This window comes from Alteromonas sp. ABM1_013 (genome assembly GCF_056160505.1).
Window position 1 is genome coordinate 552,926 of record NZ_JBSWXH010000001.1, and the last position, 13,404, is coordinate 566,329.

The 13,404-nt window shown below is 43.3% G+C and carries 11 protein-coding genes and 1 tRNA gene; 9 read left to right on the forward strand and 3 right to left on the reverse strand.

What is annotated here, in order from left to right:
• Positions 1-204 precede the first annotated feature (204 nt).
• Positions 205-1,311, forward strand: coding sequence for a mechanosensitive ion channel family protein (locus ACXAGK_RS02355; protein WP_474853855.1), 1,107 nt, complete (start codon positions 205-207; stop codon positions 1,309-1,311).
• A 72-nt stretch (positions 1,312-1,383) separates the two neighbouring features.
• Here the strand turns inward: ACXAGK_RS02355 and ACXAGK_RS02360 are convergent, their stop codons facing one another.
• A complete protein-coding gene (locus ACXAGK_RS02360) occupies positions 1,384-2,571 on the reverse strand; it encodes an MFS transporter (RefSeq protein WP_474853857.1) in 1,188 nt (395 codons plus the stop codon).
• 421 nt (positions 2,572-2,992) lie between these two features.
• Here ACXAGK_RS02360 and ACXAGK_RS02365 point away from each other — a divergent pair, with 421 nt between their 5' ends.
• Both ACXAGK_RS02365 and pulA read left to right on the forward strand, forming a co-directional pair.
• Complete coding sequence (locus ACXAGK_RS02365) at positions 2,993-3,619, forward strand: hypothetical protein (protein ID WP_474853859.1); 627 nt, start codon at positions 2,993-2,995, stop codon at positions 3,617-3,619.
• A gap of 11 nt (positions 3,620-3,630) precedes the next feature.
• Entirely contained in the window at positions 3,631-7,719 is a 4,089-nt protein-coding gene (gene pulA, locus ACXAGK_RS02370; RefSeq protein ID WP_474853861.1) for a pullulanase-type alpha-1,6-glucosidase, read from the forward strand.
• Between the two features lie 216 nt (positions 7,720-7,935).
• Here the strand turns inward: pulA and ACXAGK_RS02375 are convergent.
• Positions 7,936-8,012, reverse strand: a tRNA-Ile gene (locus ACXAGK_RS02375).
• 464 nt (positions 8,013-8,476) lie between these two features.
• On the opposite strand from ACXAGK_RS02375, the gene ACXAGK_RS02380 reads away from it, so the two are divergent.
• Complete coding sequence (locus ACXAGK_RS02380; RefSeq protein ID WP_474853863.1) at positions 8,477-9,286, forward strand: MbnP family protein; 810 nt, start codon at positions 8,477-8,479, stop codon at positions 9,284-9,286.
• Positions 9,287-9,474: 188 nt separating this feature from the next.
• Positions 9,475-9,804 (forward strand): hypothetical protein, encoded by a 330-nt coding sequence (locus tag ACXAGK_RS02385; protein WP_334057245.1) that lies wholly within the window; start codon positions 9,475-9,477, stop codon positions 9,802-9,804.
• 47 nt (positions 9,805-9,851) lie between these two features.
• On the opposite strand, the gene ACXAGK_RS02390 is transcribed toward ACXAGK_RS02385, so the two are convergent.
• A complete protein-coding gene (locus ACXAGK_RS02390; protein ID WP_474853865.1) occupies positions 9,852-10,556 on the reverse strand; it encodes a hypothetical protein in 705 nt (234 codons plus the stop codon).
• 315 nt (positions 10,557-10,871) lie between these two features.
• Between ACXAGK_RS02390 and ACXAGK_RS02395 the strand changes: the two genes are divergently transcribed.
• From ACXAGK_RS02395 to ACXAGK_RS02410, 4 genes are all read left to right on the forward strand, one after another.
• Positions 10,872-11,198 (forward strand): DUF3718 domain-containing protein, encoded by a 327-nt coding sequence (locus tag ACXAGK_RS02395; protein ID WP_474827540.1) that lies wholly within the window; start codon positions 10,872-10,874, stop codon positions 11,196-11,198.
• A 137-nt stretch (positions 11,199-11,335) separates the two neighbouring features.
• Positions 11,336-12,121: a LytR/AlgR family response regulator transcription factor gene (locus ACXAGK_RS02400; protein WP_474853867.1), complete on the forward strand. Its 786-nt coding sequence runs from the start codon at positions 11,336-11,338 to the stop codon at positions 12,119-12,121.
• Positions 12,122-12,205: 84 nt separating this feature from the next.
• Positions 12,206-12,607, forward strand: a complete 402-nt coding sequence (locus ACXAGK_RS02405; RefSeq protein WP_474853869.1) for a CidA/LrgA family protein — start codon at positions 12,206-12,208, stop codon at positions 12,605-12,607.
• Positions 12,604-13,314, forward strand: coding sequence for an LrgB family protein (locus tag ACXAGK_RS02410; protein ID WP_474853871.1), 711 nt, complete (start codon positions 12,604-12,606; stop codon positions 13,312-13,314). The genes ACXAGK_RS02405 and ACXAGK_RS02410 overlap by 4 nt, the downstream gene beginning before the upstream one ends.
• The last annotated feature ends 90 nt before the right edge of the window (positions 13,315-13,404 follow it).

The following is a 13,404-nucleotide window of genomic DNA, read 5'->3' on the forward strand; positions in this document are numbered from 1 at the left end:
GCCTTGCTAAAGGCTTATGAAACAAATTAAAGCCCTATGTTGTGAAAACGGTATGGGGCTTTTTTATTATGTTAGGTAAACGACCTGCATATTGAACTTTACATAGAAACAAAACAATTGGTGCACCTTTTGCGTCCCCTTTTACGTATTAACCTATAGCTAATACCAAAAGCGCTATACCTTTACGCAGGAGCACCGTCAGCCGTGGATAGCACCCAACTTCTTGAAAATAAGCAGGTACTTGCAATAGCCGGATTAATCGGTGTCGTTATTGTGCTTTTCATCATTAAGCGCCTTATATTAGTGCGCTTAAAAGCCAAGGCGCGTTCTGAAAGCAGCAGCATGTCTGATATTTATCGCGTGCTAGTTCTATCGCTAAATGCCCCGCTTAATTTGCTTATTTGGGTTATCTTTCTGTTGTTAGTGAAAAGTATTGTTTCAGTATTTCAGATAGAAGATGAAAGGGCTATTGAGGCGTTAACTATTGTTATTGAAGCCGGTCTTATAATTACTCTGTTTCTTTTTTTCGAGCGCTTTGTTACCTATTCCTTAAATCGTTATCGCGACCAATCAACCATTGTGAAAAACACCAGCGCTATTGCTGGTGGTGCAGTAAGAGCAGTGTTTGCCGTACTCGCCATTTTAATCATTTTAAGCACAATGGGAGTATCGATAACGCCCATCGTTGCTTCATTGGGTATTACGTCACTTGCAGTAGCTCTAGCCCTACAGCCCACGCTTGAAAACTTCTTTTCAGGCATTCAACTAGTGATGGATAAGCCCATTCGTATAGGCGATTTCATTGAACTGGATTCAGGGGAACAAGGGTTTGTCGAGAAAATAGGGTGGCGCTCTACGTGGGTAAGAATGCTGCCGAACAACATTGTTATTATGCCGAACAGCAAGCTCTCTAATTCCAAACTGATTAACTACTACTATCCTGAACGCGAACTATCAGTACCCGTTGAAGTGGGCGTGCACTATAGCTCTGATTTAGACCATGTTGAAAAGGTCTGTTTAGAGGTGGCCAATACTATTTTAGAGCAGCATGAGTTTGGTGTTGAAACCTACCAACCTTTTGTGTTGTTTCATACCTTCGACAATTCGAGTATTAACTTAACCATAATGCTGAGAACCCGCGAATATTTTAACCGCTTCTTTATTAAAAGTGCGTTTATTAAAATGCTGAAAAAACGTTTTGATGAAGAAGGGATTGTCATACCGTTCCCAATTACTGCGCTTAATATAGAGCAAGAAGGCGCGGCTAATGGGGTGTCGACAGCACATGAGCAAGGAATGCCGCAAGGCTGAGCAGAGGTAATGACGTCAACGTAGCGCTTTTAAAACGTATGATTGCACTGACATCACCAGAAAGATGATCAATTAGGGCTTTTTCAATGTGAAGCAAATCGCGATACTGGCAATACTTAGCGCACAAGTTGCTAAACTAAAAGCCTCGGTAGGCTCTAGCGTGAGCAGTGTGATTGCGTAAGCGCCAATGGCGGCTCCTGTCAGATGAAAAAAGCCAGTGAGTGCAGCTAAAAAACCAGCAGATGTTTCAGAATAGCCAAGCATAATAGTTACGCTACAAGGCATAGCGATACCTATGAAAAAGAACGTGATATAGCAGTAAGCCAAAATACTGACTAACCCACTCTCTATGCTCAAGAATACGGTCAAAGCAAAAAGCACGGAAAGTGCAGCTAAACAGAAACTAGATACCCTGAACTTTTGCAAAGGTGACAAAGACTTCAGCCAAATATTAAATACGCTGCCTACAACGAAAGATAAGGTGGCTAGCAGTGAGTATACTGAGAACAGGGTTTTGGAAAGCCCGAACTGCTGCATTACCATAGAGGGCGCGATGGTAATGAAGCAAAACACAATGCCATACAAAAGCCCGCTAGCCATGCCTACCGAGACAAGCTTTAATATTGTACTTTTTATAAGTACTAACGTGCGACTAAATACATTGTTAGATACCGGCGGCGTAAAATGACTAAGAATGCTAGATACTGAGAATAACAAAAGTAGGGCGATCAGCCCCATTACCAACACGAAATAAAAAATAGCGGAAATACCCAAAGACTCGCCAATTATTGTACCTATTAGCGGTGCTATTGCTGGGGCAATAGCAAAAGCAATATTGATAAGTGAAAGTGAAGTATTTAGCTGCTTTTCGCTAAATATTTGACGTGACAACCCTCGCGATACTGATACGCCGACGCCACCACCTAAGCCTTGCACGACACGACCTATAAGAAAAGTAGACTCTTCACTGGCAAGCGCCACCATAAGTGTACCTGCAATAAATACTATGATTCCGTAGAACAAAAGTTTTTGCTTGTTTATGTAGTCGCACACTATGCCAGACGCTAACTGTGAAACTGAGAAGGCGACTAAAAACACAGCTACGCTTTGCTCAATCAGGCTCACCTGACTGTCATACATTGTCGCTAAGTCAAAAAAGAAGGGGCTATAAATGCTGGTAGAGACTTGGCCAAGAACAGACAAAATAGTGAAGGTAACCGTTAGCGAGTAAAACGCATGGCGCGACATGGTGTGCTTCATCTAATAAGAAACCAGTAAAAAGTAGGCTAATAGTAAGGATAGGCTACAGATGAGGTATTACAGTTTAAATAAAGGCTTTTCACTTTTGAATAGCCAATGCAATGATACTTGCACTATCAGATTGGTGGTGTAGGTCGCTGCGATAGAAAATCGGTGGTCAACACAGACATGAACAGGGAGGAGGTAATTAGCTCTCTTGATTGTCTTTCATTACTCAGCCTGAAGTTAGCTAGAGGGGATAGCTTGGCAAACTCCATGACTGCGCCTAACGAAAAAGTACTAAGCCGCTTTTTCTTGCATACGTATTCAATGCCCATTGCCCTCTTTTGTCCTAGTAAGCGAGATGTCGTTTAAATAGTATTCGTCCGAAGTAAACATATTATTTACAAATGATGAAAACATTTAACAAAAGGGCGAAACCATGAAACTCAGAGCTTTACTCGTTGCATGCTCACTTTTACTAAGTGCGCAAGCTAACGCAAACTTTATAGCGAACGGCGATTTTCAAACGTGTAATTTTAACGGGTGGAGCCTAGATACAGACGGCAATGGCGAACCTGTCGTCACAAGTGATTTTTCTATTATAAACAGCGCTGGGCAATGTTCGGCGCAGATAAGTACCGACAATTTGTTTCCTGACGGCTTTTCAAATACGTTATTCACTCAACTTGATCTGTCGTCGGTTTCTGATGGCGTAACAGTAGAGTTAAGCTTCGACTGGATTTTTGATGGCGATGATTTACAAACCGATGTGTTATCTGATGCTTTCTCGGTAGTACTGAACGACGGTTTCAACATCGAGTCAATTCTTTTTGGTTTTCAGTCTGGTAGCGGTACTTTTGTTACGCAGTTAGACAACAGCTACGATGGCTATTTTCTAGACTTTGCACTAGAGCCAGGCTTTAACGCTCAGTCGTTTTCTTCAACGTTTACTATCGATAACGTTTCGCTAGTAGAAAGTACAGCTGTATCTGCACCGCACACTCAGTTTCTATTAGCTATTGGGCTTGGCGTTATTGCATTTCGCCGCTCTAAACATGTGAAGTAGAGGGCCTAGCCATGAAAAAGAATACCTTTATTTGTTTACCCGCTTTGCCTTTATTGGCGTTGGCAAGTATGCCAACGATCGCAGGCTGGCAAGCGATTGAAATGACGGAAACCCGTTACCCTAGCCGCCCTGCATTTGACCGAGTTAATCGACACTACGTTAGTACTATTACGGTTCAAAATACCAGCGAAATGAACTTGACTGGGCCCATTCGCGTTGTGCTTAATGCGAGTAGCCACGCTTTGGTGAACGCAAATGGAGAAGTAGATGGGACGCCTTATTTAACAATAGATGTAGAAACGTTAGCGCCTGGACAAAGTGCGTCGGTAGTGGGGCGGTTCGAACTAAAACGAGCCCGTTTTTCGTTAGACCTTAGCGTGCAGTCATTCGTTGAAGATAGTAGTGGAACCGGTCTTGCGCTGGAACAAAATCAAATAGCAGTATTTTACAGCCGAGAAGACGGCCAATACGACGGGTGGGGACTACATCTTTGGAATGGTCAAGCATGTGGTAACTATGCAGAGCCGACGACCCAAAGCTCGCATTTCAGCAATTGGCCCGACCCATATCCAGCAGACGGTATTCACCCAGAGTACGGTGCCTATTACGTGCTAACCGTCGAGCCTGGCGCCGATTGTTATAACTTTATCGTTCACAAAGGCAATGACAAGCCGCTAGGCAGTGTTGACAGCCGGTTTGAGCCAGAGTTTGGTAATCAAGTTTTCACATTTAACGGTTTTCCAGAGCTTTGGTATACACCTATTACGAGTCGCCCTCAATTTTTAGACGGTGCTCGCGCGCATTGGATGGATGACAACACTTTGTTGTGGTTAACTAATGATGGCGACGCAGCAGATATTGCGCTTTATTACTCAAGCGATGCAAGCCTTGACGCCGAGAGCGCAGGTGTGTCGCTACTAAATGTTGGTGCATTAGGTTCGGCAACTCGAGTACCAATGATGCTAGACATTCCTGAGCAGAGTCATTACGACGCAAACCCTCATCTAAACGGATTCACTGGTTTTACTTTCGATGTGAGTGAAGCGCAAGCTAAGCGAATGCTTACCGGTCAGCTTGTTGCTGTTGCGAAAGACGCAGACGGCAACATTTTAGACTCAACGCGCGTACAAACGCCAAGAGCATTAGACTACCTTTACACTCGCACGGCTAATGACGCCGACGAGGCTAAACTAGGCGTAAGCTACAGCGGTAACGACGTAATTACTTCAGTATGGGCGCCTACAGCGCAATCTGTAAATTTGAAGGTGTATAACAAGGCTAAGGTACTGCAAAATACCTACCCTATGGTGTTAGATGCTGCAACGGGTGTTTGGAACCACACAGGGCAGAAGTCTGATTTAGATAGACAGTTCTATCGCTATGAACTTACGGTCTTCCATCCGCTAACTCAGAATATTGAAGTGTTGGAAACCACCGACCCGTACTCTGTTTCACTTTCTACAAATGGTCGATTTACGCAATTTGTGAATCTAAATGATGCTGATTTAAAGCCCACAGGTTGGGATAATCACGTAGTGCCTGCTTCAGGCGACCCAGAAGACATTATTATTTATGAAAGTCATATTCGCGATTTCAGCATTCTTGATGAAAGCACAAGCCCTGAAAATCGCGGTAAATACATGGCGTTTACTGAGTCTAACTCAGTGCCTGTACAACATCTACAGTCATTGCAAAATGCTGGATTAACCCACTTTCATATGCTTCCTGCAAATGACATTGCCACTATTCGTGAAGACGCAGAAAGCCGTGTGGACGTTACCGATACAGTAGCTAGGCTGTGCAGCTTAAATGCTGAAGCGCCTGTTTGTGACGTTGAAAATGATAATTCAATTTTACTAGACGTACTTAAAAGCTACTCGCCTGACACTACGCAAGCCCAAGCGTTAGTTGAAAGTATGCGTGGATTCGATGGTTTTAACTGGGGCTACGATCCGCATCATTTTGCTGCGCCAGAGGGCAGCTATGCGACTGACCCCGATGGTGAAGCTCGTATTGTAGAAATGCGCGCCATGAACCAAGCGCTGCATGAAATGGGACTTCGGGTAGTACTCGATGTTGTTTACAACCATACTGCGTCGTCAGGACTGTTTGATAACTCTGTGTTAGATAAAGTGGTGCCTGGCTACTATCAGCGTTTAAACGAAACAACAGGGCGTATCGAAAATTCAACCTGTTGTGAAAACACTGCAACTGAACACACCATGATGGCAAAGTTAATGAACGATTCATTGGTAAGCTTTGCTGAGCACTTTGGGTTTGATTCGTTCCGTTTCGACCTAATGGGGCACATACCGAAACAAGCTATTTTAGACGCGCGAGAAGCCGTGCGCGCCGTAGATCCAGACACCTATTTCTATGGAGAAGGCTGGAACTTTGGTGAGGTAGTGAATAATCGTCGATTCGAACAAGCGGCACAGCTAAATATGGCAGGCTCTGAAATTGGTACATTCTCTGATAGGCAACGTGAAGCCGTGCGCAGTGCTACATTGTTTAATGCAGGTGGTAGCCTGCACGACCAAGACACCATTAGGATTGGGTTGGTGGGGAATGTAGGCAGTTATCAGTTTGTTGCTGCTGACGGCACTTATCTTTTAGCATATGACTACGACTGGAATGGTCAGCCAGCTGGCTACAGTGAAGACCCTGCTGACACCGTAAACTACATTTCTAAACATGATAACGAAGCGTTGTGGGATCAGTTGCAATACGGGTTGCCAAGTGATATGACAGTGCAAGACCGTGTGCGCGTACAGAATGTGGCCTTGTCTATTCCGTTATTAAGCCAAGGCATACCTTTCATGCACATGGGATCTGAGCTTATTCGTTCGAAGTCAATGGACCGCAACACTTACGATGCTGGTGACTGGTTTAACCGCGTTGACTTCACGAAAACTGAGAGCAATTGGAATATCGGCATACCGCTAGCGCAAGACAATCAAGCGCGATGGGACGAGATTCGTACTGTTTCTGCAAACCCCAATTCACAGTTTAGTTCGCAAGATATTCAGCTAACTTCTTCGCTATTCAATGAGTTCTTAAATGTACGTGCAACCAGCAAATTATTTAGGTTAAACAGTGCTGAAGACATCGCACAGCGTATTCGTTTTCACAATACCGGAGAAGGACAAATACAAGGGCTTATTGTAATGAGCCTTGACGACGGTATTGGTCTTGAAGATTTAGACGAGAATAACGACGCTATTGTAGTGTTGTTTAATGGAACCCAAAGCACACAAAGCTTCACTATTGGTGATGCGACAAACTTTGAACTTCACGCCAACCAGCAAACGTCTGCTGACCAGCGCGTTCAAGGTGCAACGTTTAATAACGGCACATTCAGCGTGCCAGCGCTTACCACTGCCATATTTGTGAAACCGCAAAATAGTGAACAAGGCTATGGTTTGTCTGCGTTGCCACCTTACGGTGATAGAACTGTTTATTTACGCGGCGGCATGAATAATTGGGATACATCGTTGCCATTAGAGTATGTGGGCAATGATAAGTATCGCATCGAAGTTAGCTTGCTTGAGGGAAGCTATGAAATCAAATTAGCCGACGAGAACTTTGGTGTAGCGAACATTGGTGGCGGAGTCACCGTAGGCGCAGGGCAGTCTGCTACACTTACTAACGGCGGCAATAACCTTACGCTTAATATTATCAGTGACGGCGACTATAACTTCGAGCTAGACGCTGCGAATGATGCAAACCCAACCCTTGCTATTACAACGCAAGACCCGAACGCAGTACCTGCGCCTTATGGTGAAAACACCATTTATGTGCGCGGCGTTATGGGAGACTGGGGTACGTCTCGCCCAATGGTGTACGAAGGTGCTGGCATTTATTCAATTAGCTTTAACGTGAATGCTGGTACTCATGAATTTAAAGTGGCAGAAGCCAATTGGTCGTCACCGAACTTAGGAAGCAATGGTGGGACGATTAATGTTGGTGAGTCGCTTACGCTTCAGCAGGGGGCAAGTAACATTAAATTAACGGTAAGCCAATCGCAAACGCTTAGGTTTGTAGTTGATGCCACAGATACGGGAGCACCTGTTATTTCAGTAGAAATGTCGGCCCAGTAAACAGCGTTTTAAAATTGCAATGTAATGGAAAAGGATAGGCCCTGCGGAAAGTGGGGCCTAGCTATATTCGGAGCCAACGCAAATAAGGTAAACCATGATAAGTTATGATACGTTTTCGGTGAAACGATGTTTTAAAAGCAAAACTGAAATTAAAACGCTATTACTAAGAGCGTTCAATGACAAGAAGTAGGTTTTTGGGATGCAAGCCAAGAAAAATGGTGGCCCCACCCTGACTTGAACAGGGGACCTGCCGATTATGAGTCGGATGCTCTAACCAACTGAGCTATGGGGCCATTTTGAGATGTGCTGTGTAATTATGTCCGCAAATTGTTTTGCATAACAACCACAAGCGAGCGCAAGTATAAGCAGTTTTATTTACCTTGTCACGCCTAGCTGATGGCTTTGTGAATTGTTTGCTTTATTTTTGTTCATTTTGTCGCTGTTTTGCTTGTTTTATGAATAGCGTTATCAAACATTATTCGAAATCCAATACTTCCCACCCCCTAATTACTAGAAGAAAGCACTAGAAAAAAGCACTAGAAAAAAGCATTACGGAAAAGTACTGGAAGAAAAGCTAACACTTTCTTTGCCCAATAACGCTTATTTACTCTTTTTGTATGTTAGTCCGCCTTGACTCGCAAACGCTAAAAGCAGCACTATTGCGTTTAATAGTCATGCACTCATTCTATCGATTATGTGGTGGGTGAAAGTGCAGCAGCTTCTGGCTGCGGAATATTTAAAGGAATTATTGAAGTAAATGAAAATACCTTTTCGCATGAAAGCTATATATACGTTGCTTTTCGCTGCATTGCTTACACTGGTAGGGTGCGACGTGATTAACCTAAAAGGGCGCGAAGCGGGAGAAATACCCTTTAAACTTGTGGGTGTAGACACAGGCGCGTGCCCAATGATCATGAGCATTGGTCAGCAGCGTTGGAATATCGATTATTTCGGATTCTATCTTAGCAAACCCGAAGTGCGCATAGATGGAAAATGGCAACGAGTGAAGTTCAAGCAGACTCAGTGGCAAACGCCTAATGAAGCATTGTTGAAATTTCACAACAAATGTAGCAACCCAGATGATGCTAACAGCAAAATAGTGTTAGATGTGTCAGAGGAACTCTTAAAACTAGCAACTAACCTCCGTTTTACTATGGGGTTACCTTTTGATATTAACCACGGTGATCCCCTTACTCAACAGACGCCCTTAAACGATAAGACGATGTTTTCGAGTCGTCAAAATGGGCACCAGTTTTTAAGGCTGGATGTTTCAAAAAGTGGTAAAGAAACACGTAAATGGTCTTATCATTTGGGAAGCGTAGGGTGTTCATCTGAGTCAGCATCAGCGCCCCCTGAAAAGTCATGTGCATTTACTAATCGCGTAGAGTTTATTTTGCCAATGACTCAGTTAGATACTGACTTAGACTTGGAGGTTTCTGTTTCAAACATAGTGGCACAAGTTGATATAAACGAAGCTGAAAGCTGTGTTTTTAAGTCTCCTGAAACTAAGCCATGTGAGAAGCTAATCCATAATCTCGTTTATAGACCGTGGATAAAATGGCAGTAAAATTGAAACAAACATAATTAAACACTAAAAATTAGCGATTTATTGCTCACATTTCGCAATTTATGTTTATACTTTGCACACATATATCAACCAAATGCTTATGTGCTGATTATTAACATCGTGATAAACTCGACGTTCACAATCTATGTTAATTATAAAAAAGCAGGTAAGCGGTCGCGGAGATGAGAATGACTGAAAAACCCTTCATTACAAGTGGTCGAAACACCATCATTCATAAAATTAGAAAGTTAGATTTATTGGTTATTAATGGCGATGACAACCCGCCAATCCTTGTGACCTACAAAGGCATTAAGCAATACGAAGGTAAAGTACCTGAGAATAAGCGTGATGCAAAAATGATGGATATGGAATTAGTCGATGTAACGACTAGCGATGTTTTCGGCGACGAAAAAACTTTAGTATTCATTCAAACGCTAAACGGAAAAGAATATAAAATTGACTACTCGAAAATTGGTACGGGTATGTTTATTAAAATTCACCAAGACAGCATTTTCTAAAAGCAGAACTACCTTTTGCAGGTAAACTAGCTTTTAGCTATGTGGGGTTAGGCAATCTGACCCCAATTGTCTGGCACTAAAGAATTAAAGCCTGCGATAACTCGGCCTTCCCCTTTAAGCTGCACATAACGTTTTTTAAAGATATTGAACCGACAGATGTCAACTGGGGTTACCTCGGATGAGTTTACACCTGTAACCACACCCGCGGTCTTTAGCCCTTCAGAAATAAGCTCTGAACAAAACCAACTGCTAAAATCCTCGTTATTATAGCTAATACTACTAAATAGAGGGTGCTCGTCGAGTGCGTCTACAGCCGAACCGAATAGCTGAAGTATGTCGTAGGGTTTTCCTTCTTGCTCGCACATAAAGTCAAAGAACTTGCGTTTGTTTTGTTCGAAAATACTGCGCGATGCGTTTGATAAGGGCAGCCACCAAATATCGCCGTCGTACGATGCAACACGCTCGCTTAGACGGTTTGTCATAACGCCCCGCTTGCCCTTGAACGACGTAGCTTCCATGACGTGATTGTAATATCGGCTTCTTTCCTGGTCGTGCGGCATAGTATCTGTAGCTTTGGTATGCGTAGCTTTCGTGTGTGTAATTTTGGTTTGTGTAACTATGGCAACATGGGTAACGGCTGAGCGCGTAGTAAGTTTTGTCCATCGGGAAAACAAGCTGTTTCCGCCAAACGCAATGATGTCGCCTGGCTGCATATGCTCTCTTATATGGTGATAGTGCTGCTGCTCTAACATTTCTCTTCCTTGAATTAATGCTATTGGCTTACGACATGCCTACTTTAAATTCTATTTTTATAATATCTTAGCGCTTCTTAACTATAGCTAGCAATTTTAAAATTTTTAGGTTGTTTCAAAATATGTTTTAAGCACGACTAATAACAGTTTAGGCAGATAGTTAAACCTTATCTTTTGTGCGCTTATCGCTACAACTCAGGTAACCGTATTTTAACGCTTCTGTAGCGTAAACATCATAAAACTTAACTAGGTTATGGGTGCGGCGACAAGTAGAGGTCGTCACCGCGTTGCCTAATACTATCAGAGGAAATTGTTATGTTTACGTTACGCCGTGTTACCCAAATCGCTTTACTAGGAACCACACTTTCTTTAACTGCTACTGCTGCTAATGCTGGCTCTTACCCAGCTGAGATAGAAGATAAGCTAATTGCTGTATGTGAAGCCGTAAAGAGCGACAGCCGCTTTAAACTACATCGCGCGGTAAAAGCAACAGGCTTAAATATGAGAGACCTGCACGAAGGTTTGGTTTGTAATGGCCAAGATATGTTGACCTTTGCAGCTACTCATAACGCTTCTAAGAATGCTCAGCATATCGCGCGCCGAGTAAATGCAAGCCCAAGCGTATTGACCGCTAAACGCTAATTTGAGTTTTTTGCCCTGGACTTAGGGCTATGTGATGCATAGCCCCTTTTTTCCATCTTTCTTCAGCTAGTTCTTTAAAAAGCTGCGGTATAAAGCCTAAAAAGTCATAGCATCAATTAAATTGCAAGGGAGCGCAGATGATCTCATTAGTATTCTTACAATCTGCATCTAAGCAAGCCGCTCTTTGCAAAATCTTGAAGCAACTAAATCTGTTTAGCCATGTTTTTGGAGCTGAGTCGGTGGGTCACTGTTTAGCTTTGGCTGAAAAGTACCCTCAATCAATCGGTTTCTATTCGGTTTCAAAGTCATGCCGTAATCTTGCTTCAAAGTATTGGTTGGCGGTGGGAGACAAGGATGAAGAGGCACTTCTGGCGTTCTCGTACAACGCATCTGGTTTTATTACAGCGCCTTTTGAAGAGGACCAGCTAATACATGCTATCGGATACGTTAAAAGCAAATTTGACTGTTTCGAACGTGATTTTCAATTTAACACAATGGTAAAAGGGCTGTGCAAACAGTACGGGGTATCTAAGCCCGCGTTGTTAGCGACATTACGCCAGCAGCTAAGCAAGAGTATCAAACCTAATGTGGTCGGTATTAGAACTGAGAATGGGTGGTGTTGCTTAAATCCCGCTGATATTAAATGGATAGAAGCGGCAGGGGACTACATGTGTGTACAAACACTGTCTGAATGTTATGTAGTTCGCACAACTTTGTGTGAATTACTGAAGCGTCTTGGCGAGCAGTACTTTAAGCGCTGTAATCGCTCAGTAGCAGTAAATGCCAAGCACGTCGCGCATTTAGATCAAAGGCTAAATCAGCAAAGAGTGGTTATGCAAGATGGCGAGATCTTTAAAATAACCCACAAGTACTACTATCAGTTTTGGCATGTCGAGGGCCAAGAAAATCAAGAAAGAACATAAGGCCCATAAGACCATAGTCCCGCTGGTGGTGGAACTCGCTAATCGTTACACTTAGTGCTTTATACTTGAAAGCAAGGACAGAAAGTGCGAAATGTAAGTAACGCAGTAGTGGGGGCCATAGTGGTTTTCGCTGCGTATTATGCTGGGCTTTTCGCCGTTACCATGTTGGCGTTACCTATTCCAGGGCCGTTGGTTGGGCTTTGTCTGCTACTTAGTATGCTCTTCACTTTTCCGAATCTGGAAGTCGCTACAGCTAAATTTGTTACCTTTCCCTTAAAACATATGTCATTGTTTTTCGTCCCAGCAGTACTAGGTGTGTCTATCTATTGGGATGATATTCAGGCCAATGCGCTGGCAATCGCCATAGCTATTATCCTTACTACAGCATTGAGCTTAGGTATCACGGCTTGGTTCGCGCAAAAGCTGTTTTGCAGCAAATTGAATAAACCTTCAAGTACTTCACAAACGGAAGGGAAGCTTGAATGATTGATGCGTCAAATCAAGCGTTTACCGCAAATGGTTTGTTGTGGCTCTGCATTTCGGTTGTCGGTTACGTTATCGCACTGTGGGTTAGTAAGAAATGTAACGGTCACCCAATCGCGCATCCCATTATTTTTACGGCTGTCTTTGTTTCTGTACTCCTTTATTTGACCAATACTGAAGTTGTTGAGTATCAGAACTCGGCATCATTACTTCATTGGCTATTGGGGCCTGTTACTGTTGCGCTAGCACTACCAATTTATCGGCAATGGCAGTATTTAAAGCACTACGGATGGAGGTTAATAGTCAGTATTGGCTTTGGTGGAATAATTGCGCCTGTTACCGCATGGCTCACGCTTTTTGCGTTAGATGCACCATCGGCGCTAAAAATGACCATGTTAGCTAAATCAATCACTACGCCTCTTGCGATGGAAGCCAGTGCTCACATCGGCGGAATTCCCGCGCTAGCAGCCGTTTTTGTTATCACTACAGGTATTGTGGGCGCTATTGTAGCGACCGGGGTGTTCTCTGTATTTGACGTGCATGACCGACAGGCACAGGGCATTGCTTTAGGTACTGTTGCGCATGCTATCGGCACTGCCAAATCAATACAAATGGGGGAGGACGTCGCCGCTATGGCTACCCTTGGGCTTTGTGTAAACGGGATATTTACGGCTTTGATACTCCCCCTAATCTTTGGCGTTTTTGTTTAAACTTTCAGCCCGAGACTTCAAACTTATAGCTATGTTGTAAGCTTATAGTTAAATGTAAAACACGCTGGCAATATTCCCCAAAAGTGCTAT